The sequence below is a fragment of the Microbispora catharanthi genome (genome assembly GCF_006334915.2).
Lineage (GTDB): Bacteria > Actinomycetota > Actinomycetes > Streptosporangiales > Streptosporangiaceae > Microbispora > Microbispora catharanthi.
This window is the reverse complement of the sequence record NZ_VDMA02000012.1, coordinates 29,929-56,179: the sequence shown is the minus strand read 5'-3', so window position 1 is coordinate 56,179 and position 26,251 is coordinate 29,929. Positions and strand designations below refer to the sequence as shown.

Annotated in this window: 24 protein-coding genes; 13 read left to right on the top strand and 11 right to left on the bottom strand. The window is 71.6% G+C overall.

The genetic code is table 11. The features are described from left to right. Positions 1-141 precede the first annotated feature (141 nt). From FH610_RS22435 to purU, 4 genes are all read left to right on the top strand, one after another. On the top strand, positions 142-1,731 hold the full coding sequence (locus FH610_RS22435) for a tetratricopeptide repeat protein (RefSeq protein WP_139576497.1): 1,590 nt from the start codon (positions 142-144) through the stop codon (positions 1,729-1,731). A gap of 21 nt (positions 1,732-1,752) precedes the next feature. After that, positions 1,753-2,319 carry a GNAT family N-acetyltransferase gene (locus tag FH610_RS22430; protein WP_240809126.1) on the top strand — a complete coding sequence of 189 codons (567 nt, stop codon included), beginning with the start codon at positions 1,753-1,755 and terminating at the stop codon, positions 2,317-2,319. A gap of 247 nt (positions 2,320-2,566) precedes the next feature. Then, positions 2,567-4,480, top strand: coding sequence for a tetratricopeptide repeat protein (locus FH610_RS22425; RefSeq protein ID WP_139576496.1), 1,914 nt, complete (start codon positions 2,567-2,569; stop codon positions 4,478-4,480). A 133-nt stretch (positions 4,481-4,613) separates the two neighbouring features. Then, positions 4,614-5,462 (top strand): formyltetrahydrofolate deformylase, encoded by an 849-nt coding sequence (purU, locus tag FH610_RS22420; protein WP_139576495.1) that lies wholly within the window; start codon positions 4,614-4,616, stop codon positions 5,460-5,462. A 10-nt stretch (positions 5,463-5,472) separates the two neighbouring features. On the opposite strand, the gene FH610_RS22415 is transcribed toward purU, so the two are convergent. Next, positions 5,473-7,536: a prolyl oligopeptidase family serine peptidase gene (locus tag FH610_RS22415; RefSeq protein WP_139576494.1), complete on the bottom strand. Its 2,064-nt coding sequence runs from the start codon at positions 7,534-7,536 to the stop codon at positions 5,473-5,475. Positions 7,537-7,837: 301 nt separating this feature from the next. Here FH610_RS22415 and FH610_RS22410 point away from each other — a divergent pair, with 301 nt between their 5' ends. The 3 genes from FH610_RS22410 to FH610_RS22400 all read left to right on the top strand — a co-directional run bounded on the left by FH610_RS22410 (position 7,838) and on the right by FH610_RS22400 (position 9,462). After that, positions 7,838-8,347 (top strand): HNH endonuclease, encoded by a 510-nt coding sequence (locus tag FH610_RS22410; RefSeq protein ID WP_139576493.1) that lies wholly within the window; start codon positions 7,838-7,840, stop codon positions 8,345-8,347. 11 nt (positions 8,348-8,358) lie between these two features. After that, a complete protein-coding gene (locus FH610_RS22405) occupies positions 8,359-9,174 on the top strand; it encodes a GNAT family N-acetyltransferase (RefSeq protein ID WP_139576492.1) in 816 nt (271 codons plus the stop codon). 63 nt (positions 9,175-9,237) lie between these two features. Then, positions 9,238-9,462 (top strand): FmdB family zinc ribbon protein, encoded by a 225-nt coding sequence (locus FH610_RS22400; protein WP_139576491.1) that lies wholly within the window; start codon positions 9,238-9,240, stop codon positions 9,460-9,462. Between the two features lie 88 nt (positions 9,463-9,550). On the opposite strand, the gene FH610_RS22395 is transcribed toward FH610_RS22400, so the two are convergent. Further along, positions 9,551-10,045 (bottom strand): helix-turn-helix transcriptional regulator, encoded by a 495-nt coding sequence (locus tag FH610_RS22395; protein ID WP_030509607.1) that lies wholly within the window; start codon positions 10,043-10,045, stop codon positions 9,551-9,553. Positions 10,046-10,345: 300 nt separating this feature from the next. On the opposite strand from FH610_RS22395, the gene FH610_RS43770 reads away from it, so the two are divergent. Both FH610_RS43770 and FH610_RS22385 read left to right on the top strand, forming a co-directional pair. Beyond that, the gene (locus FH610_RS43770; protein ID WP_205825973.1) at positions 10,346-10,561 is read left to right on the top strand and encodes a hypothetical protein; all 216 of its coding nucleotides are present in this window, start codon (positions 10,346-10,348) and stop codon (positions 10,559-10,561) included. A 158-nt stretch (positions 10,562-10,719) separates the two neighbouring features. Continuing rightward, positions 10,720-11,193, top strand: coding sequence for a hypothetical protein (locus tag FH610_RS22385; RefSeq protein WP_139576490.1), 474 nt, complete (start codon positions 10,720-10,722; stop codon positions 11,191-11,193). A gap of 48 nt (positions 11,194-11,241) precedes the next feature. Here FH610_RS22385 and ilvD read toward each other — a convergent pair whose 3' ends face one another. Next, positions 11,242-13,080 carry a dihydroxy-acid dehydratase gene (gene ilvD / locus FH610_RS22380; protein WP_139576489.1) on the bottom strand — a complete coding sequence of 613 codons (1,839 nt, stop codon included), beginning with the start codon at positions 13,078-13,080 and terminating at the stop codon, positions 11,242-11,244. Positions 13,081-13,171: 91 nt separating this feature from the next. After that, on the bottom strand, positions 13,172-13,951 hold the full coding sequence (locus tag FH610_RS22375; RefSeq protein ID WP_240809125.1) for a nuclease-related domain-containing protein: 780 nt from the start codon (positions 13,949-13,951) through the stop codon (positions 13,172-13,174). Positions 13,952-14,146: 195 nt separating this feature from the next. Between FH610_RS22375 and FH610_RS22370 the strand changes: the two genes are divergently transcribed. After that, positions 14,147-15,574 carry an amidase gene (locus FH610_RS22370; protein WP_139576488.1) on the top strand — a complete coding sequence of 476 codons (1,428 nt, stop codon included), beginning with the start codon at positions 14,147-14,149 and terminating at the stop codon, positions 15,572-15,574. Between the two features lie 3 nt (positions 15,575-15,577). Here FH610_RS22370 and FH610_RS22365 read toward each other — a convergent pair whose 3' ends face one another. The 4 genes from FH610_RS22365 to pepN all read right to left on the bottom strand — a co-directional run bounded on the left by FH610_RS22365 (position 15,578) and on the right by pepN (position 21,353). After that, positions 15,578-16,549 (bottom strand): hypothetical protein, encoded by a 972-nt coding sequence (locus tag FH610_RS22365; RefSeq protein WP_139576487.1) that lies wholly within the window; start codon positions 16,547-16,549, stop codon positions 15,578-15,580. A 9-nt stretch (positions 16,550-16,558) separates the two neighbouring features. Continuing rightward, positions 16,559-18,028 carry a DUF2207 family protein gene (locus FH610_RS22360; protein ID WP_139576486.1) on the bottom strand — a complete coding sequence of 490 codons (1,470 nt, stop codon included), beginning with the start codon at positions 18,026-18,028 and terminating at the stop codon, positions 16,559-16,561. 2 nt (positions 18,029-18,030) lie between these two features. Next, positions 18,031-18,573: a LemA family protein gene (locus FH610_RS22355; protein ID WP_240809124.1), complete on the bottom strand. Its 543-nt coding sequence runs from the start codon at positions 18,571-18,573 to the stop codon at positions 18,031-18,033. Positions 18,574-18,788: 215 nt separating this feature from the next. Continuing rightward, positions 18,789-21,353, bottom strand: a complete 2,565-nt coding sequence (gene pepN / locus FH610_RS22350; RefSeq protein ID WP_139576484.1) for an aminopeptidase N — start codon at positions 21,351-21,353, stop codon at positions 18,789-18,791. Positions 21,354-21,535: 182 nt separating this feature from the next. Here pepN and FH610_RS22345 point away from each other — a divergent pair, with 182 nt between their 5' ends. Further along, positions 21,536-22,144, top strand: coding sequence for a mycothiol-dependent nitroreductase Rv2466c family protein (locus FH610_RS22345; protein ID WP_139576483.1), 609 nt, complete (start codon positions 21,536-21,538; stop codon positions 22,142-22,144). A 95-nt stretch (positions 22,145-22,239) separates the two neighbouring features. Next, on the top strand, positions 22,240-23,646 hold the full coding sequence (locus FH610_RS22340; protein ID WP_139576482.1) for an aldehyde dehydrogenase family protein: 1,407 nt from the start codon (positions 22,240-22,242) through the stop codon (positions 23,644-23,646). 4 nt (positions 23,647-23,650) lie between these two features. Here FH610_RS22340 and def read toward each other — a convergent pair whose 3' ends face one another. Continuing rightward, entirely contained in the window at positions 23,651-24,139 is a 489-nt protein-coding gene (gene def, locus FH610_RS22335; protein WP_139576481.1) for a peptide deformylase, read from the bottom strand. A 107-nt stretch (positions 24,140-24,246) separates the two neighbouring features. Between def and FH610_RS22330 the strand changes: the two genes are divergently transcribed. Then, positions 24,247-24,717: a ribose-5-phosphate isomerase gene (locus FH610_RS22330; RefSeq protein WP_139576480.1), complete on the top strand. Its 471-nt coding sequence runs from the start codon at positions 24,247-24,249 to the stop codon at positions 24,715-24,717. A gap of 22 nt (positions 24,718-24,739) precedes the next feature. Here FH610_RS22330 and FH610_RS42905 read toward each other — a convergent pair whose 3' ends face one another. Together FH610_RS42905 and FH610_RS22325 are read right to left on the bottom strand one after the other, a co-directional pair. Next, on the bottom strand, positions 24,740-24,901 hold the full coding sequence (locus FH610_RS42905) for a hypothetical protein (protein WP_161628053.1): 162 nt from the start codon (positions 24,899-24,901) through the stop codon (positions 24,740-24,742). Positions 24,902-24,955: 54 nt separating this feature from the next. Next, the gene (locus FH610_RS22325; protein ID WP_139576479.1) at positions 24,956-26,185 is read right to left on the bottom strand and encodes a GNAT family N-acetyltransferase; all 1,230 of its coding nucleotides are present in this window, start codon (positions 26,183-26,185) and stop codon (positions 24,956-24,958) included. Positions 26,186-26,251 lie beyond the last annotated feature (66 nt).

Genomic DNA, 26,251 nt, shown 5'->3' with positions numbered 1-26,251 from the left:
GTTGGGGGCTTGGCCGCGCCAACTATGGTCCATCATTATGGTGTGGTCGGAGCGCGACGAGTAAGTCACTCTCCGTCACGAGGTGAGGACCGCTCGAGACCACGGGCTGCGAGTGCGGCCGGCCACGAGAGAGGGGCCGGAATGTCCGGCAGGCAACACAGGGAGACGGAAATCGCGCGCCGGATCCGGGCGCGGGGCCTGGCCGCCGGGCGCAGCCTGGCCGAGATCGCCCAGGAGATCCACAACGACTGCGGACCACAGTTCGGCACGACTCGGATCAAGGCGCATCGCCTCTCGCACGGTGTGGCGCTCGCCGACGTGATCGAGCAGGTGCGCGCGCTCTTCGAGAGGGACGGAAAAGCCATCCCCGGCATCGGCGAGACGCTACTGTCCGCGTACGAGTCGGGCATGAAGCGGCCCGGCCCGGAGTATCTCCACTACCTGTGCTCGGTCTACCGGGTGGAGCCCCTGGCCCTCGGGTTCGAAAGCCCGTGTATCTGCGGCCACGGACACTTGGCCGAATCAGGTGGCGGTGACCCAGAACAGGACAGACCTATCACTTCACCCGCTCCGTGGGGTGCGCCGCCCCCGTCGGGCGGCTGCACCCATCCGGTGGACGGGGGCGAGGAGGACGAGAACGTGCTACGGAGGACGCTGTTGAGGCTCCTCGCCGGCGGCACCGTCGGGGCGGTTGGGCTCAAGGAGCTCAACGAAGAGGTGCTCGGCGCGGTGGAGAACCTCCGCCGGCGGATGGACGAGACGATGGTCACGGCCACCGTCTCGCCGGCGATGCTCGACCAGTGGGAGCAGGCCACGTTCGGCTTCGGGCGGCAGTACATGAACACCCCGCCCGTACGGCTGCTCTGCGACGTCATGCTGGAGTTCACCGCTGTACGCAAGGCCCTGGACCGCCGGCAGCCCATCGACGTGCAGGAGCGGCTGTGCCGGATGGCGGCCCAGCTCGCCGGGCTCTCGGGGATGATCATGATCGACCTCGGGGACCAGCGGATGGCCCGCTCGTTCTTCCGCACGGGCCGGATGGCGGCGGACGAGACCGGCGACCGGGCCCTGCGCGCCTGGGTCACCGCCCGCGAGGCGCTGGTCCCGCTCTACTACGGCGACCCGCGCGAGGCGCTCACGCTGGCGAAGAAGAGCCGCGACCTGGCCGGCCACACCCCCTGTGCCGCGCGGACCATGGCGCCCGTCGTCGAGGCGAGGGCGCTGGCGAAGATCGCCGGTGTCAACGGCTCGCGGCACGAGGTGGTCGAGCAGGCCAAGCGGGCCCTGCATCGCGCCAGGGCGGCCTTCCAGCAGATGAACGACAGCGACCGGGAGGACCCGGCGTTCGGCTACACCGAGCGGCAGCTCTACTTCTACCAGGGCGACGTCCTGGTGAAGCTGGGGCAGACGGTGGAGGCCGACGTGATCCTGCAGCAGGCGCTCGAGAAGTACACGGACGAGGACCTGCTCGACCAGACCCTGATCCGGTTCGACCGGGCGATGTGCCGGCTCATCGACGGCGACGTCGAGGCAGCGCTCAAGCTGGGCCAGGAGGCCATCGAGTTGGTCGACAAGGACTACCGGACCGACCTGCTGCTCAAACCGGCGTACGACCTGGCGAAGGAGGTCAAGGCCAAGCACGGCGACTCGCCCCGGCTTCAGGCCTTCTGCGAGGTGATCAAGCAGAGCCGGGTCACGGTCCCGCCGGAGCTGCTCCGGGACGCCGGGTGACGTGGGTACCGAGGAGGACGTGTGGCAGGAGACGCGCTGGCGGGAGATCTCGATCCGGGAGATCCCGTGAGAGGCGGGGAGAGCGGGGCCGCGCCGCTGAGGATCCGGCGATACCGCTGGTCCGACCTCGACGCGGTGTGGTCCCTCCATCAGATCGGCCTGGCCCAGGTGGGCGTGGTGCCGGGTGACGGCGTCTACTACGACGACGACTTCCCCCGGATCACCGAGGTCTACCTGGCCGCCGGGGGTGACTTCCTGGTGGGCGAGGTGTCCGGGGCGGGGCTCGTCGCGATGGGCGGCCTGCGGCGCATCGACGCCGACACGGCGGAGATGTGCCGGCTCCGGGTCCACCCCGATCACCAGCGGCGCGGCTACGGCGCCCAGATCACGGAGGAGCTCGAGGATCGGGCGCGCCGGCTCGGCTACAGGACGTTGCGCGGTGACACCACCCTGCGTCAGGTCGCCGCGCTTGAGCTCTATCGCAAATCCGGGTGGCGGGAGCTGCGGCGCGAGGTACGCGGTGACAACGTGGTGATTTATATCGAGAAGCAGCTGAATGCCGTAGTCTCTCCGCTTTTCTCCCGATAGATAATGCTTCCATCCCTTGGCGGATAGCTGATCCCTGCGAATACTTGTGCCTTGTCCGCAAGAGTGGGGAAAGAGGCATGATGAAGAAGATCATTATCCGTAAGCCGGGAACGACCAAGCTCAGCGGTACCTCGAGCGTCATCCACAAGGGGTGAGGGACCACCCGAGCCACATCTGGGTCCGGGGAGACCTCTCCCGGGACCGCGTGGCGGCCCTCCGCGCGCTTGCTCTGGAGGTGCCGCCTCCCATGGCGCCCGTCGTCAACGGGCACCGCCGGCTACGCGGTCCGTACACGATCGGTGGCGCGATCCTGCGCGCCCTCGTCCCGGTCGCCTTGGAGCGTTCCCCGGGCCTGGTGGCGGAACACGACATCGAGATCCGCGCCGTCGCTCCCAGCCTGCGCCCTCTGGTGCCCGCGCGGCGGCAGACCATCGAGGCGCGTCTGACGGAGGACGAGCGGATCCTCGTGCCCGCGCCGCGCCGCACGCTGCGGATCGCCAACGGGATCGCCGAGTTCGTCCGCGACTGCCTCGAAGAGCCGCGGACGCTGCTGGTGGACAACCTGCACGAGGCGGATCCGGCCGACCGCGAACTGCTGCGCGTCCTGGCGCGCCGGGTGCCGGATCTGACGCTGGTCCTGGCCTCCGCGGAGCCCCAATGGGAGGGCACGCGGCTGATGGAGGCCCGGGTCCAGGGCGGCCCGCCCGACGACTACGTCGTCTCGGACTGCACCTCCGACGACCCCCGGGCCTACCGGGCGTACCTGTCGCTGCCGCCGGAGGAACGGGCGCGCCGGCACGACCGGCGTGTCGCCGAACTGCGGGCCGACGCCGCGGCCTCGGAGCACGCGCTGGGCGCGGTGCCGTACCACCTGGAGCACGGCGGCGATATGGACGCGGCGGCGCAGGCCCTGTGGGCGGCGGTGGACCACTGCGTCACCGAGGGTTTCCTGCACGCGGTCGTGGAGCTGGGCTCGCGCGGCCTGCGACTGGTGGAGCCGGGTTCCGACCTGTGGTGGCGCTTCACCCACCGCACCGCGACCGCCCTGGCGGGGCTGGGCCGGCGGGCGCACGCGCAGGAGCTGTACGACCAGGCCCGGAGGGTCAGCGTCGATCCGGCCGTGCACGCCGCCGCCGCGTACGGCACGGCGATGCTCGACGCGCGCGACCGCGATCCGGCGCGGCGCGACCTGACCAGGGCCAGAGCCTGGATCAACGAGGCGATAGCGATCTCCACGCTGCTGCCTGACCGGCGGACGCGAGCCTTCAAACTCGGATTCGACCAGAACGGCCGCGCGCTGATCGAGCTGCGGGAGGGGCGTATCGACGAGGCGCTCGGCCTGGTGCGGTCGGCCATCGACCTGGCCGAGCGTGATCTCCCACCGGACGCCCACCCCGTGCACCGGATGGTGCTGTTCGCCAACCGCGCGCAGCTCCTCGCGCGCCTGGGCCGCGGGGAGGAGGCGCTGGCCGACTTCGACCGCGCCGTCGCGATCGACCCGGGCTTCCCCGACCACTATCTCGACCGGGGCAACCTGCTGTTCGAGATGGGACGTACGGACGAGGCGCTGGCCGACTACGAGACGGCGATGCGGGTGAGCCCGCCGCTGCCCGAGGCGTACTACAACCGGGCGGAGCTGCGCCTGGCCGCCGGGGACCTGGACGGCGCCCGGGCCGACCTCGACCATGTGCTCGACCTCGACCCCGGCTACCTCGACGCGTACGTCAACCGGGCCGGTGTGCTGGAGATGCTCGGCGAGCACGAGGCCGCCAGGCGCGACGTCGAGGCGGGGCTCGCCCTCGACCCCGGCAACGCGCACCTGCACGGCGTGCTCGGGCAGTTGGAGACCGAGGCGGGCCGCTACGCGGAGGCCGCCCTGGCCTTCGACGCGGCGCTGGCCGCCGACGCCCGCCTGGCCTCGGCCTGGGCGAACCGCGCGACCCTGCGGTTCGAGACCGGCGACGCGCGGGGCGCCGTCGACGACCTGACCCGGGCGATCGAGCTGGGCGAGGACGCGGCCCTGTACTTCAACCGGGCGACCGCGCTCGACGCGCTCGGCCGGGGGCGGGAGGCGCTGCTCGACCTGCGCCGGGCGCTGTCCCTGGCCCCCGGTGACCCCGATGTACGCGCGGCGCTGCAGCGGCACGAGAAGGAGGGCTGACGCGGGGACGCTCACGGCGGGCGGCCGGCCGGTCGTCCGCCGCCCCGCCTCCACCTGCCCGCACCTGCCCGCACCCTGCGATCGGCTGGCCCTACCCTTGAAGCCGACACCGTCACCCGTCGAGGATCTGAGCATGAGCGCTGAATATGTGCTGACCCTGTCCTGTCCGGACCGGCCCGGAGTGGTCGCGGCCGTCTCCGGGCTGCTGGCCGGGAAGGGCTGCAACATCATCGAGAGCCAGCAGTTCGGCGACCCGGTCGAGGAGCGGTTCTTCATGCGCGTGCAGTTCTCCGGCGGGAGCGCCGTCGACGAGTTGCGAGCAGCGTTCGCCTCGCTCGCGTCGGAGTTCGCCATGGAGTTCCAGCTCTTCGACCTCGCGGTGCGGACGCGGGCGCTGGTGCTCGTCAGCCGGTTCGACCACTGCCTCAACGACCTGCTCTACCGGGTTCGCTCGGGCCTGCTGCCCATCGAGATCGTGGGCGTCGCGTCCAACCACCCCGACCTGCGTCCCCTCACCCAGTCGTACGGCGTCGACTACCACCACCTGCCGGTCACCGCGGACACCAAGCCGCGGCAGGAGGCGGAGATCCTCACGCTGGTCGACCACTACCAGGCCGATCTGGTCGTGCTCGCCCGCTACATGCAGGTGCTCTCGCAGGAGATGTGCGCCAAGCTCGCCGGGCGCATGATCAACATCCACCACTCGTTCCTGCCGTCGTTCAAGGGCGCCAAGCCGTACCACCAGGCGTACTCCCGGGGCGTGAAGCTGATCGGCGCCACGGCGCACTACGTGACGCCCGACCTCGACGAGGGGCCGATCATCGAGCAGGAGGTCGCGCGGGTGAACCACACCCACTCGCCCGAGGACCTCGCCGCGATCGGCCGCGACCTCGAATGCCAGGCGCTGGCCCGGGCCGTCCGCTGGCACGCCGAGCACCGCGTGCTGCTGGACGGCCACAAGACCGTCATCTTCCCGCGCTGACCTGTACGCCTCAGCCGACCCGCAGGCCGGTGTGCCGGGCCAGGAACGCGAGCTGGTCGGCCGAGAGCTCGACCGACCGGCTCACCGCCCGGGCGCCGTGCCCCACCTCGGTCTCGTTGCGCAGCAGGATCGGCCGGTCGCCCGCCTGCGCGTGCTGCAGGGCCGCCGCCATCTTCCACGCGTGCAGCGGGTGGACGCGGGTGTCGGAGGCGAACACGGCGAACAGCGTGGCCGGGTACGACGCCCCCTCACGCACGTGGTGGTACGGCGAGTAGCCCCACAGCCAGGCGAACTCCTCCGGCACGTCGGCCGAGCCGTACTCGACGTTCCAGGTCGCCCCGAGGCCGAACTTCTCATACCTGACCATGTCGAGCAGCGGGGCCACGCAGACGACGGCCGCGTACAGATCGGGGCGCTGGGTGAGCCCCGCGCCGACGAGCAGGCCGCCGTTGGAGCCGCCGGAGATGGCGAGCCGGTCCGGGCTGGTGACACCGGTGGCGATGAGGTGCTCGGCCGCGGCGTGCAGGTCGTCGAAGACGTTCTGCTTGTTGCCGAGCATGCCGGCCCGGTGCCACTGCTCGCCCTCCTCGCCGCCGCCGCGAAGCTGGGCGACCGCGTAGACGCCGCCCGCCTCGACCCACGCCAGCGTCGTGGCGGAGAACCCGGGGTTCATCGGGACCCCGAAGCCGCCGTAGCCGTACAGGATGGTGGGACGGGGCCCGGAGCCGGGGCGTGAGGTGACCAGCATGTGCACCTCGGTGCCGTCCTTGGATCGGTAGACCACCTGCTCGGTCGTCGCCTCGGGCACCTCCACCGCGCCGGGAGGCGCCTCCCAGAGCGAGGTCTCGCGGGTCAGCGCGTCGTAGTGGTACACCGCGGTCGGAGTGATGCCGTCGGTGTAGCTGAACCACGCCTCGTGCCCGCCCTCCGGACGCTCGAAGATCCCCCCGATCGAGCCGAGCCCCGGCAGCGGGACCTCGCCGATCCGCTCGCCGGTCTCCAGCGCGTGGACGGAGATCTCGCCGATCGCGTGCCGGGTCCAGCCGACGAGCAGGACCGGCTCTGCCATGCCGTCGAGGATCGCGAAGTCGGACAGCACCGCCTCGGCGTCCTCGGGAATGAGGTCGCGCCAGTGCTCGGGGCCGGGCGTCTCCGGAGAGGTGACGCAGACCCGCCCGCGCGAGGCGTCGAGGTCGGTGAAGACGTAGAGCCGCCCGTCGCGGCCGAAGTGGAGCCCGGTCTGGGCGTCGACGTCCTGCTGCACGGTGACCAGTTCCGGCGCCCGCGGCGACGAGGCGACCAGGTCGGCCACCCACAGGTCGTTGCGCGGGGCGGTCCCCCGCGAGGCGGAGATCGACAGCCATCTGCCGTCGAGCGAGACCGACACCCCGTAGTAGTTGGTCTTCTCCAGGCCATCGCCGAAGATCAGCACGTCCTCGTCGGGGGAGGTGCCGACGCGGTGCAGGTAGACGCGGCGGTGGTACTGCTCCTCGCCGACCGGGACCAGCGAGGGCGCCAGCCTTCGCACGTAGTAGAACGCCTCGCCGCCGGGCAGCCATGCCACGGGGGAGTAGCGGCAGCGGTCGATCGGCCCCTCGACGACCTCTCCGGTCGTCACGTCGACCACGTACAGGCGCGACTCCTCGTCGCCGCCGATCGAGATCTGGTACGCCAGCCGGTTGCCCTCCTTGTCCGGCTGGTAGGAGTCGAGCGTGGTCAGGCCCGAGGGGTCGAGGGCGGTGGGATCGAGCAGCACGCGCTCGCCGTCACCGTCCGCGACGTACAGGACCGGGTGCTCCTGGTCGGGGGCCCGGCGGGTGAAGAAGCGGCGTTCGCCGCGCCAGGACGGTGTCCCCACCGACCCGGACCGCAGCAGTTCGGCGATGCGCTCGCGGAAGTGGTCGCGCCCTTCGAGTTCGGCTGACCGGAACAGGGTTTCCTGCGCGTCCAGCCACTCCTTCGTCGCCGGATCGTCCGGATCCTCCAGCCACCGGTACGGGTCGGGGACGGGCGTTCCGTGGAGATCGTCGACGATGTCGTCACGGCGGGCTGGCGGGTACGGCACTCGGCTCATGCTGGCACTTTAAATCAGCCGGGCGACTGCGACGGTACATCGTCCGTACCCGGCCAAGACGGGAATAAAGGGGTGAACTGCTGGGCATAGAAGCAGCAGGCGTTCCAGTCGTTCACCTCACGGACCCTTTTTATGGGGTGGCGAAGGGGCCGCCGAAAAGGCCACACTTTGGTGAAGGGCGGTGCCGTGGTGACGATCCGCTGGGCCGTCCGGCGGAGGTCCCTGTGACGGAAGCACCCGGGTCCCAACCGACGGGGCCACAACCCAGGCGCACAGCCGAGACCGCTGTGGAGGCCGGCTGATGCGCCAAGTCCTGCTACTCAACGCCACATACGAACCGCTGACCACGCTTTCCCTGCACCGGGCCGTCATCCTGGTGCTGAGGGAGAAGGCGGACGTCGTCCACCGCGACGGCCGGGGCGCGGTCCTGCGCTCGGCCACTCGCACGCTCGACGTCCCGTCGGTGATCCGGCTGCGGCGTTACGTCCGCATTCCCTACCGGACGCGCATCCCGCTCACCCGGGCGGCGCTGATGCGCCGGGACAACTTCCGCTGCGCCTACTGCGGTCAGCGGGCCGAGACCATCGACCACGTCATCCCGCGATCCAGGGGAGGCCCCCACACCTGGGAGAACTGCGTCGCCTCGTGCATGCCGTGCAACCACCGCAAGGCCGACAGGCTGCTGGAGGAGATCGGGTGGGCGCTGAGCGTGCCCCCCGTGGTGCCGCACGGCGCGCACTGGCGGCTCATCGGCGCGCAACTCGACGGCGATCCGCAGTGGGCGCCCTACCTGTCGGAGACGGCGGCCTGACGGATGACGTCATGAAGTGGACGATCACCGCCGACGTGGAGGAGTACGCCGCGGCGGCCGAGCCCTGGCTGTTGCGCGATCCCGTCCGCAACACGGTCATGCTGACCGTGCTGCGCGGGATCCGCAGCGGCCAGTTCACGATCGATCCCCTGCTGGCCTGGCTGGAGGACGGCGACACGGTGGCGGGGGCGGCCTGCCAGACGCCGCCCTATCCGCTCGCGCTGGGCGACGTCCCGCTCGCGGCGCTTCCCCTGCTGGCGCGCGACCTGATCGAGATGGACCACGACGTGCCCGCGGTCGGCGGTCCTGCGGCCGTCGCCGAGGCGTTCGCACGCGCCTGGTGGCGGCCTGAGACACGCCGCCGGGCCGAGCGGCTCTACCGCCTCGGTTCGCTGCGGGCTCCCTCCGCGCCGGGGAAGCCTCGCGTCGCAGGCCCCGACGACCTGCCCACGGCCGTGCGCTTCTTCCAGGAGTTCCAGCACGAGGCACACGTCGAGCGGACGGCCGACCCGACTCCCGTCGTCGCCGCGCGTGTCAATCGCGAGGAACTGATCTGGTGGGAGGACGACGACCGGCCCGTGTCCATCGCCGGAGTCTCCGCGCCGATCGCCGGCATGTCGCGAATCGGGCCCGTCTACACCCCGCCCGATCTGCGTGGACGCGGGTACGGCAGCGCCGTCAGCCACGCGGCCAGCAGGAAGGCGCTCGACGACGGCGCCACCGAGGTGCTGCTGTTCACCGATCTCAGCAACCCCACCTCGAACTCCGTCTACCAGCGGCTCGGCTACCGGCCCATCGCCGACTACGCCACCATCCACTTCACCTGAGGTGTTTCCCGGTGCTTCCCCGGGGGCGCTCGCGGTCGCCGCGCCGGGCCGTAATCTGGACGCATGCCTCGCTATGACTACCGTTGCCGCGCGTGCGGATCGACGTTCGAGCTCAACCGTCCCATGGCGGAGGCCGGCGACCGGGCGGTGTGCCCCTCCGGCCACGACGACACCGTGAAGCTGCTGTCCACCGTGGCCGTCACGGGCAGGGCGTCCGGGGCTCCCGCCGCCCGTCCGTCGAGCGGCGCGGGCGGCGCTTGCTGCGGAGGTGGCTGCTGCGGCGGCTGATCCGAGCGGTTTCCGGCCGTGCGTCCGTGTCCGGCCGCCTGCGGCCCGCGGGCGTGGGCGCCAGGCGCCACGCCCGCGGGCAGCGGCGTCAGGCCGCGGACGGGCGACTGGCCCGCGAGCGCCGTTGGAACGGCAGGTAGCGCTGCGGCAGGTGGGCACGGGCCGGCAGGTCGGTCGGCTCGACCGCCAGGATGCGGTCGAAGCGGAAGGCCCTGATCGACCGGCGCATGCGGCACCAGCCCACCAGGTACCAGAACTCGCCGTGGACCAGGCAGGTCACCGGCTCGACGTCGCGGACCGTCATCCGGCCTGCGGCGTCGTGATACTGGATGCGGATCACCAGGCGCGCGGTGATCGCGTTGGCCACCGCCCGCGCCCGCCGGGCGACGTCGGTGGGCAGCGGAGTGGTCAGGGTGGTCAGGGTCGTGGCGATGACGTCGTCGTCCAGATCGAGGTGCTCGAAGGCGTGGCGCAGACCGCGCCGGGCGGTGACCGACTGCGGGCCGGCACCGAGATGAGCGAGCGACAGGGCGAGGGCGGCGAGTTCCTCGGCGGTCAGCGAGTGCCGAATGACGTTGGCCATACCTCGACAATAGCGACGAGGACTGACATTTTTCCGAACGCGCGCTCGGGAAGAGCGATAGGTTGGTCTGTCCTCCTGGTCATCGTTTCCTGCCCGGGACGCTTGGCCGCCGACGTGGGAAACCGCTTTTCCCGCCTATGCCGGCCGCTGCGGTTTCTCCGGCGTGTATCCACCCGTCGAGCCGTACGACCACGGGTATATGGACACCGGCGTGCTCGTCCACGGCCGCCTCGACTTGGGGGGCCGCTGGAGACCGCCTGGCAGCTCGCCCGGGCCTGGCCGGACGCGCGCCTGGTCGTGGTGGACGACGCAGGCCACACCGGCAGCGACGCCATGCGCCGCGAGATCGGGGCGCCGCCGGACGGCTTCGCGAGTGCCGCGACGGATGACGCGCTGAAACTTTCACCGGCCGGGCTCCGCCCGGAAATCACGGCGAGCCGGGCATTCGAAACATTTCGCCGAATCGCTCGTAAAATTGCCGCGATCGCCGCTGCGTATCGGATTTCGGCTGCGTGATCAGCCGCAACCGCGTTTCGGGCCCTCTGTGGAGCGCACTTTCAGTCGGCACGATGTTCCGGCCTGCCGAAAACGCAGGTGATTGACCGCTCCTGGGGGAGGTGGTGCATTCGCTGTGGCTGATTGCAAATGCGGGAGAAGGGACACCAATGTTCGCTGTGAATCCAGCCCGGAGGGTGCTCGCGCTCGGTGCGGCGCTCGTCACGACCGGCGTGCTGAGCCTGGCGCTCGCCCCCAGCCCTGCCATGGCCGGCACCGTCACGCTGCAGGCCACGGTGGACTGCCTCAACTACAACAGTTTCGGGGACACCAGGGACTGGTACCCCATCTCCCCGTCCGTCGGCGCCTCACCGTACGGCGGAGGGGGGACGGTGCCCTACACCAGCATGGTCGCGGTCCCGGCCACGCACGCGTGGCAGTTCACACAGACGCTGCCCAGTGGGACGACGTCCGTCAGCGTCTCCGCCATGTGCAGCGAGGGCCATACGTACGACTTCGCCGGCTCCGCGGGCGGCGTCAGCATCCCTGCGGGAACCACCACCGTGACCGCCACCTGGGGCTGCACGACGGCCCCGGTCTATCCCGGTCCGTGGATGACGAACTGCAGCGTGCAGTCGGTTTCCTACAGCTGACCGGGATGAACACATGGGGCCGCCTCCGGCGAGGCGGCCCCACACGACCTACCGGGAGAGCTGGGACAGGTCGCGGGACGCGCCGGTCGAGGCCGAGGTGGTCAGCGCGGCGTACGCCTGCAGGGCGGCCGACACCGGGCGCTGCCGGTCGCGTGGCCGGTAGCCGCCGAGGTCGGCCAGCAGCCGCTCGCGGCGGGCGGCCAGCACGTCCTCGGCCACCTTGAGCTCGATCGAGCGGCCCGGGATGTCGATCTCGATGATGTCGCCGTCCTCGATCAGGGCCATCGTGCCGCCCTCGGCGGCCTCCGGGGAGGCGTGGCCGATGGACAGGCCCGACGTGCCGCCCGAGAAGCGGCCGTCGGTGATCAGCGCGCACGCCTTGCCCAGGCCCTTGCCCTTGAGGAAGCTCGTCGGGTAGAGCATCTCCTGCATGCCCGGGCCGCCCTTGGGGCCCTCGTAGCGGATGACGACCACGTCGCCGGCCTTGACCTTGCCGCCGAGGATGCCCTCGGAGGCCTCCTCCTGCGACTCGAACACGACCGCCGGGCCCGAGAAGCGCCAGATCGACTCGTCCACGCCGGCGGTCTTGACCACGCAACCGTCCTGCGCGATGTTCCCGTACAGCACGGCGAGGCCGCCGTCCTTGGTGTACGCGTGGTCGAGGTCGCGGATGCAGCCCTCGGCGCGGTCGAGGTCGAGCGACTCCCAGCGGGCGTCCTGGGAGTAGGCCTTGACGGTCCGCACGTTGCCGGGCGCCGCGTGCCACAGCTCCAGGGCCTCCTCGGTGACCTCCGGAGACTTCGGGTCCCACTTGGCGATGTACTCGGCCATGGAGGAGGAGGACACGGTCGGCAGGTCGCGGTGGAGCAGGCCGGCCCGGTCCAGCTCGCCGAGGATGCCGGGGATGCCACCCGCCCGGTGCACGTCCTCGACGTGGTACTTCATCGTCGCGGGGGCGACCTTGCACAGGCACGGCACCCGCAGCGACAGCTCGTTGATCTCCTTGAGCCCGAAGTCGACGCCCGCCTCACGGGCGGCGGCCAGGATGTGGAGGATCGTGTTGGTCGATCCGCCCATGGCGACGTCGAGGGCCATCGCGTTCTCGAACGCCTCGCGGGTGGCGATGCTCCTCGGCAGGACCGACTCGTCGTCGTCCTCGTAGTAGCGCCGGGCGAGGTCGACGATCTGCCGTCCCGCGTTCTCGAACAGGGTCTTGCGGGCCTTGTGGGTGGCCAGCGTGGTGCCGTTGCCGGGCAGGGCCAGGCCGATCGCCTCGGCGAGGCAGTTCATGGAGTTGGCGGTGAACATGCCGCTGCAGGACCCGCAGGTCGGGCAGGCGTTCTCCTCCATCTCCAGGAGGTCGGCGTCCGACACGCTCGCGTCGGCGGAGGCGATCATCGGGTCGATCAGGTCGAGCTTGCGGCCGGGGATCTTGCCGGCCTCCATCGGGCCGCCGGACACGAAGATCGTGGGAATGTTGAGCCGGAAGGCGGCGAGCAGCATCCCGGGCGTGATCTTGTCGCAGTTGGAGACGCAGACCAGCGCGTCGGCGCAGTGGGCGTTGACCATGTACTCGACCGCGTCGGCGATCAGCTCGCGGGACGGCAGCGAGTAGAGCATGCCGCCGTGGCCCATCGCGATGCCGTCGTCCACGGCGATCGTGTTGAACTCGCGCGGGATGGCCCCCGCCTCGCGGACCGCGCCGGCCACCACCTCGGCGACCTCGCGCAGGTGCACGTGGCCGGGCACGAACTGCGTGAAGCTGTTGGCCACCGCGACGATCGGCTTGCCGAGGTCGCTCCCCGCTACGCCCGTGGCCCTGAGCAGCGCGCGGGCGCCGGCCATGTTCCTGCCGTGAGTGACAGTGCGGGACCTGAGAGCGGGCATCGAGGGACCCCCATCCGGAGACTACTGAGTCTTCAAATGGTACGGCCAGTGCCCGGCTGCCGAGACCCGCTGTCCACGAGTCGGGACGTGTCTACTCGGGATACCGCGAGGGCAGCACGCGTTCGGCGGCCCGGTAGATCGCGTCGATCTCCGCGGTGGTGAGCGACCTCTCCCGCTTGGTGATCCACTTGCGCACCAGCCCGCCGGAGAAGACGTCCACCTCACGGATGTTGAGGATGCGCCACGGGATCGGCGGCCCGTAGATGGCCAGGGACGGCACCACGGTGATCTCCCGGCCGAGCGCCTTGCTGATCAGGTCGCTGGCCTGCGCCGCCTCCCACCGGGCCTCGTCGAGCCGCGGCTTCTGGTTGAACGGGCCGTGGAAGAGCTTGCGGTGCGACTGGACCCTTACGGGCAGCCGCTTGTCCCACTTCTCCGAGTCCACCGCGTACACGCCGGTGGGCCCGACCACCAGGTGGTCGATCTGCGCCTCGCTGCCGGGGATGGCTCGGGCGTGCAGCGTCTTGTACCCGTTGCGCTCCAGCTTCTTGAGCTGGGCCTCCGTCTGACGCTCCGCCGCGGAGGCGCGCCGCCACGCGGGGATGGAGGAGACCGTCCTCGCCCGGTAGACGGCGTCGGCGACGCACGCGAGGATGGCCGCGGTGAGCCCGAGCCGCCAGCTGGCGAAGAGCACGCCGAACACCACGCCCGCCGCGACCGCGATCACGGCTCGGCGGCGCAGGTGGCGGTATCGCGTGTCCTGCCACAGGCTGCTCAGCGATGTGCGCTCGACTGGAGCGTACGTGGGAGACGCCGGCGCCTCAGGTGGCGCCGAAGGGCGTTCCGCCTGCTCTGACGATTGGTCACTCACCCAGATAGGTGACGTATCGTGACCGTCTTCTGGCGCTAGACCGGTATCCACATCACTCACGGTAGTTGAGCCGTCAGCGGCTTGCCTAGTGTTGGATGGTTCATACTTTTGTGGCCTGCTTGAGCCGATTCGTTGCGCGGAAGTGCGGGTATCTTCTCTAGATATCCGTCGCCCGAGGACCTACCGTTCGGTAGCGTGGCGCACATTCACGATCTTACCGCCCTTGAGCAGGCGGCAGCCGTACGTACGGGTGAACTTTCTCCTGTCCAGATCACCGAGCACTACCTGGAGCGCATCGAGCGGCTCGACCCCGGCCTGGGGGCGTTCGTCACGGTGACCGCCGACCGGGCCCTGGCCCAGGCCCGCGAACAGGAGGCCCGGCTCGCCGCCGGCGACGCGGAGGACCTGCCCCCGCTGCTGGGCGTGCCGATCCCCATCAAGGACCTCAACTTCGTCAAGGACGTGCCGGTCTACTTCGGCTCGGCCGCGTACGAGGGGTTCGTCGCGCCCGCGGACGACAGCATGGTCGAGCGCCTTCGGGACGCCGGCACGATCATGCTGGGCAAGACCAGCACCCCCGAGTTCGGCATGCCCTGCTACACGGAGACCTACCTGCACGAGCCCACCCGCACGCCGTGGGACACCACGCGGTCGGCCGGGGGATCGAGCGGGGGAGCGGGGGCCGCCGTCGCGGCCGGTCTCGCGCCCGCCGCGCAGGGCAGCGACGGCGCGGGCTCGATCCGCATCCCCGCCTCCGTCTGCGGCCTGTACGGCATCAAGCCCAGCCGTGGCCGCATCTCCGCGGCCCCGATCATGCCCGACCTCGCGGGGCTGTCGACCAACGGGCCGCTGGCCAGGAACGTCGCCGACGCCGCGGCGCTGCTGGACGTCATGGCCCACAACAATCCCGGCGACCTCTACCACGCCCCGGCGCCGGCGCTCGGGTCGTTCTCGGCCTACGCCGGCCGGGACCCGGGCCGCCTGCGGATCGCCAGGTTCGCCACACCCGCCGTGCCCGGCGCGGAGGTCCACCCCGACGTGCTGGCGGCGTACGAGAGCGCCTCGGCGGTGCTGGAGTCGCTCGGCCACGAGGTCGAGGAGATCGCGCCGCCGTTCGGCCCGGACGTGGTGCCCGAGTTCGTCAAGATGTGGTTCAGCTTCTCCTGCATGCACCCCGTGACGGAGGAACTGGAGCCGAAGCTGCGCCCGCTCACCGCGTGGCTGCGCGAGCGCGGCCACGCGATCTCGGCCCCCGAGTTCCTCCAGGCGCAGTCGACGCTCCAGCTCGCCACCCGGTTCGCGCTGCTCGTGACCGACGCCTACGACGCGGTGCTCTCGCCGACCGTCACCCAGCCGCCCGTGCCCGTGGGCTGGTTCGAGGACGTCGAGTCGCCCGAGGAGACGTTCGAGCGGATGATGCGCTTCGCCCCCTTCGCGGCCATCTACAACGTGAGCGGCCAGCCCGCGGTGAACCTCCCGCTCTACTGGACGCCCGACGGCCTCCCCATCGGCGTCATGCTGGCGGGCAGGTACGGCGACGAGGGGACGCTCATCTCGCTGTCGTCCCAGGTGGAGGCGTCGGTCGGCGGCTTCTGGGGGGACCGCAGGCCGCCGGTCTGGTGACGGCTATCCCCGCAGCAGTTCGACGACGTACGCCGAGACGTCGGCGAGCAGCGTGGCCGGCCGCACCGGCGCCGCCGCGACGGCGGAGAACAGGGCGGGAAGCCCCGGCAGCGGGAAGCCGTCGTCGGCGCTGACCGCGGCGGCCGCCTCGTGCTTGGCCAGCGCGGCGCGGCTGCGCTCCCACGCCTCCAGCACCTCCTCCGGCGACGGCACGCCGAAGCCGTGGCCGACGGGGGCGGCGTGGCGCAGCCGTACGAGCGGGGTCTCGGCGAACGCCAGCGCGATCCGGCAACGGGCGGACAGGCCGTCGAGGTCCGGCACCCAGTCGAGGGCGGGGCAGGGGGTGCGGCACCGGCCCGCGCAGGTGGCGAGGGCCCCCGCCACCTGGCTGTGCTGCCGGTCGAAGTAGGCCCGCCAGCCCGCGGGCGGCTCCACGGCCACCCGCAGCGTCCGCTCGGCCGCCGACCGCTCCGCCCTCGTATGGTCGCACTCCCGGTCGGGCATGACCCCGAACCGGCTGCCGGGGGCGCGCAGGCCCTCCGGCCAGCGAACCGGGTCGCCCGCGTGGCCGAGCGCGGGCTCGAAGGCGAGCAGCGGGAGATACTCGCTGCAGATGTGCACGGCCGCGATCATGGAGCTGAGCTCGCGCCGCCGCCAGCGGGCCTCGACGACCTCGAGGAGCAGCGCGTACGCCGGCCGCAGCGAGTCGAGCGCGCCGCGCGGCTGCTCCCTCGGCGTCTGCGGCATGTGGCACGCGCGGGCGCGCCTGCGCAGGTCGGCCGGCACTGTCTGGGCGTCGATCTCGGTGTGGAAGTCCTCCGCGTCGAGAGTGAGCAGCCGCTGGCCGAACTCGCAGACCGACGCCACCAGGGCCGCCCGCCCGCCCTCCCCGAGCACGGCCGGCGCGAGCGCGCCGACGTCGCCGAACGAGTACCTCCCGGCCAGGGCGATCAACAGGTCGTGGGCTGAGTGCACCCGACGACCTTACTCAGGGCGCCGGCAGTCATCCGCCCTGCCGTCCTCGGCTCGGGACGCACGCGCGGGGTGGTCGGGCAGGACGCGCACCTCGCCGAGGTTCTCCGGGGCGTCCACCAGATGCTCGCCCGTGTCGTCGTAAGAGGCCCGCAGCCGGGAGCCCTCGATCACGTCGATCCGCCTGATCCAGCCGAGTCTGCGCCCCGCCGCGGCCCGCACCTTGTCGCCCTCCCGCAGGGGGCGCCACATCTCCTCGCTCAGGCCCATGGCCCTGACCTCGCGGGAGCCCCCTTCGTCGATCGCGCACCAGTACGTCCACTTGGCGGTGTCGTTCGCCTTGCCGCCGTCCCGGAAGCGACGCAGCCGGACGATCCGGCCCTCGACGGTCGCCGCGCCGCCGAGGTCGGCGATCGCGTAGACGACCGGCAGACCGGCGACCGCCAGGCCTGCGGCGAGGGCGGCGGGCAGGACCAGCCCGTCCGGCCACACGCCGAAGGCGGTGGCGACCACCAGGAGGATCCAGGCGAAGAACCCGGCGAACCAGCCGGCCGCGAGGCCCCGCAGGATCGTCGCCCCCGGCGGCCGGCCCCACAGCAGGCGTGAGGGGTAGCGGACGTTCACGACGTGCCACATCCCGCCGTAGTCGGACCAGGCCCGGTTGTCGTCCGCAGGGGTGCTGACCGGAAGGCTTCCGACGGACCGCGGCGCGAGCCCGAGCGCGGCGGCGTACGCGAGGTGGCGGCCCCAGATCGCGACCGAGGCGGCCGGCTGCTCGGCGAACCGTCCGGTCGCCCGCAGGTGCTCGCGGACGCCGAGCCAGTGCGCGGCGGCCCTGGCCCCTTCGGCCGTGCCGCGCTCCCCGTTCAGTCTGCCCATCAACGCCATGAGCAGGGCGAAGGACACGATCGCCGCGCCGGGCCCGCCGTCGTGGTTCGCGCGGGCGTCGTCGGCGGAGACCGCGATGCCGATCGCCACGGCGGGGACGACCGCCGCCGCGCCGAGGAGCAGCGCGTGGGCCCGGCTCCAGCGCGGCCGGGACAGACCCTGCTCCCGCGCCTCGACGATCACCTTCTTGCGGAAGCTCTTCCACCACCGGCGCAGGTCGCGCGAGCCCTCGGCCAGCGCCCCGGTCGCCACCACGCCGTCGACGGCCAGCGCGCGCACGTGGTCGTAGACGAGCCGCTCATACGGCCTCAGGCCGCCCGGCTCTCCGCGCAGCCGTACGAGGGACAGCTCGGGGCCGATCTCCTCGACGGCCACGACGCCCCTGGCGGCCAGGTCGAGCAGGGTGGCGGAGGCCGCCTCGTCGCACAACCGCCAGTCGCCGGTGATCAGGTCGACCACCGCGGGGGACTGCCCGGCGAGCTCCCGGGTGGCCGGCCCCGGCTCGACGTCCGGGTTCCTCGTCGCCACGGCGAGCGCGAGCAGGAGCAGCAGCCACAGGCCGGTCGCCGCCGCCGCGGCCATCCAGAAGGCCATGATCAGAACCTGACCTGTACGGGGCCGCGCTCCTCGCCGGGCGCCCGGAAGTACTCGCGGGGGGTGAAGCCCGTCATGCCGGCCACGATGTTGGCGGGAACCGTCTGGATGGCGTTGTTGTAGGTCAGGACGGCGTCGTTGTAGTACTGCCGGGAGTAGGCGATCCGGTTCTCCGTGGCGGCCAGCTCCTCCTGGAGCTCGGCGAAGACGGCGCTCGCCTTGAGGTCGGGGTAGGCCTCGGCCACCGCGAACAGGCTCTTCAGCGCGCCGGACAGCATGTTCTCGGCCGCCGCCCGCTCCTCGGGGCCCCGGGCGCCGATGGCCTGGGAGCGCGCCGCGACGACGGCCTCCAGTGTGGCCCGCTCGTGGGCGGCGTAGCCCTTGACCGTCTCCACGAGGTTGGGGATCAGGTCGTAGCGGCGCTTGAGCTGCACGTCGATCTGCGCCCAGGCGTTGTCGACGTTGTTGCGGGCGCGTACGAGGCGGTTGTAGGCGGAGACGAGCGCCGCGACGAGGACGGCCACGACGGCGAGGACGACGATCATAGGGATCATGGCGATCACGGGCCTTCTGCACGGACGGTGGTCCCGGCCCGTTCACCCTGTGAACGGCCCGGCGCGCCCATGGCACCCCCGATGCCTTGCACCGGGCTTGCGCCCCGCTTTCACGCTCCCGCCGCGCCGCCTGTCCCCTGGCATGCCCGAGGGCCCCGGCGGTGTGCCGGGGCCCTCGGGATCGTGATCGTGCGGCCGTACGCGGATCAGGCGGAGGCGTCCCGGGCCCGGGCGCGCAGCGCCCGGCTGACGCCGTCCGCGCCCTCAAGCAGCAGGCGGCGCAGCGCGTGCGGCGGCTGCTTGGCGCTGATGTGGTCCTGCGTGCGGGCCACGGTCTCCGGACGGATCAGCAGCGCGGGGTAGCAGCCGATGGCGAAGTTCTGCGCCATGTCGGAGGTCCACTCGCTCCAGACCCGGCCGACCTCCTCGAAGTACCGGTCGGCGTACGGCTCCAGCAGCTCGGGGTGGTGCGGGTCCACGAAGCCGAGGATCGTGGCGCGCAGCAGCGCGCCGCTCAGCTTCCCTCCCACGATCGTCGCCCAGGTCTCGGCCTTGGCCTCCGGGGTCGGGATCGAGGCCCGGCTGGTGGCGGCCGAGCGCTCGCCGGTCGCCGTGGCGTCCCTGGCCAGCTCGGCGTCGATGTCCCCGGCGCCGAGGACGCCGCCGGACACGAGCGCCTGGATGAGCGTCCAGCGCAGGTCGGCGTCGACGGCCAGGCCCTCGGGCGCCTCGGTGCCGTCGAGCACGCCCTTGAGGAACGCCAGGTCCTCGGACGAGGTGGCGGTCGCGGCGAGGGCGTTGACGTACGCGAGCTGGTGGTCCGAGCCCGGCTCGGCCGCCGCGACGAGGCGGCGCAGCGCGCCGGCCAGCTCGGCCAGGCCGGTGGCCCGCCACGCCGGGTCGGCGTACTGCTGGACGGCCTGGCGGGCCTGGCGCAGCACGGTCTGCAGGACGGTCATGTCGCGCACCGAGTCGATGCCGGAGACGACCAGCTTGACGTAGTCGCGGGTGGCCATCTCGGCGTCCCGCGTCATGTCCCAGGCGGCCGACCAGCACAGCGCGCGGGGCAGCGACTCGGTGAACGCGGTGATCCCGCCGCCGACGAGGGTGCGCAGCGACCGCTCGTCGAGCCGGATCTTGGCGTAGGTGAGGTCGTCGTCGTTCACCAGCACCAGGTCGGGCTGGACCTCGCCGACCAGCTCGGGCACGGCCGTGCGCGCGCCGACGACGTCGAGCTCGACCCGCTTGGTCCTGGTCAGCACGCCCTCGCGCAGGGAGTACAGGCCGATGGCCACCCGGTGCGAGCGCAGCGTCGGGTGCTCCTGCGTGGCCTCCTGCAGCACGTCGAAGCTCAGGAACCGGCCCTCGTCGTCGGTGGTGAACGACGGCCGCAGCGTGTTGACGCCCGAGGTCTCCAGCCACTCCTTCGACCAGGACGACAGCTCGCGCCCGGAGGTGCGCTCCAGCGCCGACAGCAGGTCCTGCAGGGTGGTGTTCTTCCAGGCGTGCTCGTTGAAGTAGTCGCGCACCCCGGCGAGGAAGTTGTCGAGCCCCACGTACGCGACGAGCTGCTTGAGCACCGAGGCGCCCTTGGCGTACGTGATGCCGTCGAAGTTGACCTCGACGGCCTGCATGTCCGGGATGTCGGCGGCGATGGGATGGGTGGAGGGCAGCTGGTCCTGCCGGTAGGCCCAGGCCTTCTCGACGTTGGCGAACGTCGTCCACGCGCCCTGGCCCCACCGGGTGGCCTCGGCCTGGCACAGCACGGACATGTAGGTGGCGAACGACTCGTTCAGCCACAGGTCGTCCCACCAGCGCATGGTGACGAGGTCGCCGAACCACATGTGCGCCATCTCGTGCAGGATCGTCTCCGCGCGGCGCTCGATGAGCGCGTCGGTCACGCGCGAGCGGAAGACGTAGTCCTCCAGGAACGTCACCGCGCCCGCGTTCTCCATGGCGCCCGCGTTGAACTCCGGCACGAACAACTGGTCGTACTTGCCGAAGGGGTAGCGCAGGCCGAAGACGCGGTGGAAGAAGTCGAAGCCCTGCTTGGTGACCTCGAAGATGTTGTCGGGGTCGAGGTACTGCGCGAGCGAGCGCCGCACGTAGATCCCGAGCGGGATCCCGTCGTGCTCGTCCCGCACGACCGCGTACGGCCCGGCGATGAGGGCCGTGATGTACGTCGACATGACGGGGGTCGGCGGGAAGTGCCAGCGCTTGGCGGCCTGCAGCGTGCCGTGCCGCCCGCGGTGCTCCTCGAGCGCCTCGGCCGCGTCGGGGGCGGCGTTGGACACCACCTCCCAGTCGCCGGGGGCGAGGACGGTCAGCTCGAAGGTCGCCTTGAGGTCCGGCTGGTCGAAGCAGGCGTACATCCGGTGCGCGTCGGCCGTCTCGAACTGGCTGTGCAGGTAGACCTGCTGGTCCACGGGGTCGACGAAGCGGTGCAGGCCCTCACCGGTGCGCATGTAGGAGCAGTCGGCGTCCACGCGCAGCTCGTTGTGCCCGGCCAGCCCCGGCAGCGGGATGCGGCCCTTCTCGGCGTCATAGGTGCTGACGTCCAGCTCCCTGCCGTTGAGCACGACCTTCCGCACGTGCGCGCCGTGGAGGTCGATGAACGTGTCCGCCCCCTCGCGGTCCGACGTGAAGTGGACCGTCGTGACGCTCTCGAACCGCTCCTCGCCCTCCGTCAGGTCGAGTTCGACCTGGTAGGACTGGACGGAGAGCAACCGAGCACGCTCCCGAGCCTCGTCCCGTGTCAGATTCCCTGCCACACCCGCTCCTCATCGCATGATCAACGCCCCCGATCCCCGCCGCCCCGTCGCGTCAGGGATTGCATGAATCCTGCCACGCCGCGGCGACACGGCGGATTCGAGATCGCTCCTACCTGGAATAGGAGATTTCCTGCCCGGGTTGACGACCGAGGGAACCATAGTCCGTTCGAGAGGGTGCCACAGTGTCCGACCGAAAGCTTGTCGATTTCTGGTTCGACCCCGCCTGCCCCTGGGCGTGGATCACTTCGCGCTGGATCCACGAGGTGGCCGCGCTCCGTCCCGTCGACGTGCGCTGGCACATCATGAGCCTGGCGGTGCTGAACGAGGACAAGGACATCCCCGCCGACTACCGCGAGCGGGTCAAGCAGACGCTCGGCGCCGTACGGGTGCTGGCCGCCGCCGCGGACAAGTACGGCGAGGAGGTCCTCGGCGACCTCTACACCGAGATCGGCAGGCGCTTCCACGACGAGGGGCGCGAGCGCGACCGGGACACGATCGCCGAGGCCCTCACCGCCGCCGGGCTCGACCCCGCGCTGGTGGCCGCCCACGACTCGGACGAGTACGACGAGGCGATCCGGCGCTCGCACGGCGAGGGCATCGACCTGGTCGGCCAGGAGGTCGGCACGCCTGTCATCGCCGTCGAGGGAGCGGCGTTCTTCGGCCCCGTCGTGTCGCCCATCCCCAGGGGCGAGGCCGCCGCGCGCCTGTGGGACGGCGTCCTGCTCGTCGCCGGCACCGACGGCTTCTTCGAGCTGAAGAGGTCGAGGACCCGCGACCCGATCTTCTCCTGAGACTTCACAGGCTCCTTCACCCTCGTGCGAACCGACCGGAAAGGTTTCCGCTGGAAGGCTCGCCATCTGACAGCGGAGGCGCAAGGATGAGTGACATGCGTCACCTCTACGTGAACGGAGCCTGGGTCCCGTCCTCCTCCCGCGAGGCCGTCGACGTCGTCAACCCCGCGACCGAGGAGGTCGTGGACCGGGTGCCCGCAGGGGCGCCCGCCGACGTCGAGTCCGCCGTCGCCGCCGCCCGCGCCGCCTTCCCCGCATGGTCGGCCCTGGAACCGGCGGAACGCGCCGCGTTCCTGGGGGCGGCGGCCGGGCTGCTGCAGGAGCGTGCCAAGGAGATCGCGGCGACGATCGCCACCGACATGGGCGCCCCGCTCACGCTCGCGCTGAAGGTGCAGACGCTGATGCCCGCCGAGGTGCTGGCCTCCTACGCCGACCTCGCCAAGCGGTACGAGTTCGACGGCGGCCGCGTGGGCAACTCGCTCATCGTGCGGGAGCCCGTCGGCGTGGTCGGCGCGATCACGCCGTGGAACTACCCGCTCCACCAGGTGGTGTGCAAGGTGGCCCCGGCTCTCGCGGCCGGCTGCACCGTCGTGCTCAAGCCGAGCGAGGTCGCGCCGCTCGCGGCGTACGCGCTGGCCGACATCTTCCACGAGATCGGGCTGCCGCCCGGCGTGTTCAACATGGTCAGCGGCCACGGGCCGGTCGTCGGCGAGGCCATCGCCGCCCATCCGGACGTCGACATGGTCTCGTTCACCGGGTCCACCAGGGCCGGGCGCAGGGTCGCGGCCCTCGCGGCCGAGACGGTCAAGCGGGTGGCCCTGGAGTTGGGCGGCAAGTCGGCGAACATCATCCTCCCCGACGCCGACCTGGAGAAGGCGGTGAAGAACGGGGTCGCGGGCGCCTACCTCAACGCGGGCCAGACCTGCTCGGCGCTGACCCGGATGCTCGTCCACTGGGACCAGTACGACGACGCCGTGCGGCTCGCCGTGGAGGCGGCCGGCGCCTACGTCCCCGGTGACCCGTTCGCCGAGGGCACCCGCCTCGGGCCCCTGGTGTCCGCCGCCCAGCGCGACCGGGTCGTCAGGTACATCAACCGCGGCCAGGAGGAGGGCGCCCGCCTCGTGCTCGGCGGGACCGACAACCCCATGGAACGGGGCTACTACGTCGAGCCCGCGATCTTCGCGGGCGTCTCGCCCGGCATGTCGATCGAGCAGGAGGAGATCTTCGGCCCGGTGCTGTCGATCATCCCGTTCGCGTCGGAGAACGAGGCCGTCGAGATCGCCAACGGCACGCCGTACGGGCTGTCGGGGGCGGTGTGGGCGGGCACCGAGGACAAGGCGCTCGCGGTCGCGCGCCGCCTGCGCACCGGGCAGGTGGCGATCAACGGCGGCCGGTTCAACACGATGGCGCCGTTCGGCGGCTACAAGCACTCCGGGATCGGCCGCGAGCTCGGCGAGTTCGGCCTGGACGAGTTCCTGGAGGTCAAGGCCATCCAGCTGTAGGACGTCAGGGCGTCTGCAGGAGGATCTTGCGGCGCTCGTCCTTGCCCAGCCGGTCGACGTACAGCGTGCCCTCGAGGTGGTCGAACTCGTGCTGGAAGCACCGGGCGAGCATGCCCCGGGCCTTGACGATGACGGGCCGGCCGAGCTTGTCGACCCCGCGCACGGTCACTCCGGCGGCGCGGGCGGTCGGGGCGTACAGCGGCTTGCCGGTCTCCTTGCCGGGCACCGACAGGCAGCCCTCCTCCTCGACGACCTGCTCGGGGTCGTCGATCGTCAGCTCCGGATTGATCACGTGGCCCTTGCGGTTGCTGATGTCGTAGACGAACAGCCGCCGGCCCACGCCGATCTGCGGCCCTGCGAGCCCGACGCCGTCGGCCTGGTACATGACCGCGAACATCTCGTCGATCAGCCGGCGCAGTTCGCGGTCGAAGTCCGTCACCGGTTCCGCGGGGGTGCGCAGGACCGGGTCGCCGACATAACGAAGCTCGCGCATGACACTCCTGTCAGGCCGGAGGTGTAAGGGACGGAGGCCCGTCTTGGCTATTACTTTAGTGGAGCCCGGGGTCGTCTTCGCCAGAGGCTTTCTGGGAAACTTGTGCCGTGCGTGTCTACATCGGTGCCGACCATGCCGGCTACGAGCTGAAGAATCACCTGGTCTCCTGGCTGAAGGAGCAGGGCCACGAGGTGGAGGACTGCGGTCCCCACGTCTACGACGCGGAGGACGACTACCCGCCGTTCGTGCTGCGGGCCGCGCAGGGCGTGGCCGGCGACGCGGGCAGCCTCGGGGTCGTGATCGGCGGATCGGGGAACGGCGAGCAGATCGCCGCCAACAAGGTGCGGGGGGTGCGCGCGGCCCTAGCCTGGAACGAGGACACGGCGAAGCTGGCCCGCGAGCACAACGACGCCAACGTGATCAGCCTGGGCGCCCGCCAGCACACGCCGGAGGAGGCCGCCAGGTTCGTCGGCCTCTTCCTGGCCACGCCGTTCTCCGGGGCCGAGCGGCACGCCCGGCGGATCCGCCAGCTCGCCGACTACGAGACCACGGGCGAACTGCCGCCGCTGCCCGCCTGAGCACCTCTGGCCGTACCTCTGGCTAGTGGGTGTCCCTGTCCCGGCCCCGGCGGGGCTCCCGCCGGGGCGTCTCGTCGCGCAGCGGCCGCTGGTCGGCGGCCTCCTGCTGCTCGGACGTGGGCCGGGACACGTCGCGGGCCCGCATGGCCGTGATCGCGGTGATCTGCAAACTCTGCAGCGCCATGCCTCGAAGCCTACGCGGTTTCGACGCCCGCGCCCCGGCTGTCGGCGGTGCGTCTCAGAACACCCGGCAGCCCCAGGGGGCCGGGTCCCACGCCATCGCGGCCGACAGCTCGCGCAGGGCCCCCGGCCGGTGCTCCCGCACCAGCCCGGCGTCCGCCGCCGCCCGCAGGGGCCGCCCGCCGAGGTACGCCGCGCCCAGCACGTCGACCGGCAGCGTGAGGTCGGCGGGCGCGCCGGTCGGTTCGCAGGACGCCTTGTCGGTGACGAGTCGCCGGCGGCCGGCGTTCCACGGGCAGACCTCGTCCTCGACTTCCAGCACCAGGTCGGCCGGGGCCGCGTACGCGCGGGAGGCCAGGGCCCGGTCCACGTCCACCAGGCGGATCCACAGGTCGTCGAACCAGACCGCGTTGAGCTGCCGGGGTTCGGTCAGCAGGTGCATGATCGGGTCGTCCACCGGCCGCCGCCCGGCGTGGACGACCGAGCACAGGTCCCGGTCGAGGACGCCGCGCCAGACCAGCGCGTACGCCGCGGGATCGGAGGCCATCAGCTCCAGGAGCCGGACCTCCCCGTCCGGCACGGCGTGCTGGTTCCAGTCGGCCTTCGCCCGGAACAGGGCGTAGCCGCGCGCCCCCGTCGCGTCCTCCGCGAGCAGGCAGCGCAGCGGACCCATCCCGCCCCGGTCGTGCTCGGTGTCCGGGATGATCTCAGTCCGCCAGAACCCGTCGGACCTCGCGTACATGCCGGGACGGCCGGGCCGTACGGCGTCGTAGACCCGCCGAAGGCCGGGCAGCGCGTCGGCGGGATCGGCCACGCGCAGGCGCAGCGCGGGATCGGCGGGGGCCGAGCGCGTGAAGGCCGAGCCGTGGGTGGGGATGCGGAAGGACAAGGTGTCGGCGGCCCTGCCGTACCCGAAACGCCCGTAGATGCCCGCCTGGCTGGCGTAGAGCGCGGCCACGGCCTCACGCCCGTCCTCGTGCAGGCCGTGCAGCTGCCGGGTCATCAGCGCGGTCAGCACGCCGCGGCGGCGATGCGAGGGGAGCACGCCCACCGACGTGACGCCGGCCACAGGGATCGGCCCGCCGGGGACCGTCATCTCGAAGGACAGCGCGCCGGCGCAGCCGACCATCAGATCGCCGTCGAAGGCGGACAGCAGGCGGTCGAGCTCCAGGACCTCGCGCCAGCGGTCGGCCATCTCCACGGGATAGGTGGCGCTGAACGCCTCGTAGTCGACGGCGACGAAGGCCGGCCACTCGGATTCCCCGATGCGACGAACGGTGATGCTCACCAGATCACCGTAGAAGCGGGCCGCCGGGTGAGGCGACCCAATATCCGTGCCGGATGATCTAGACGT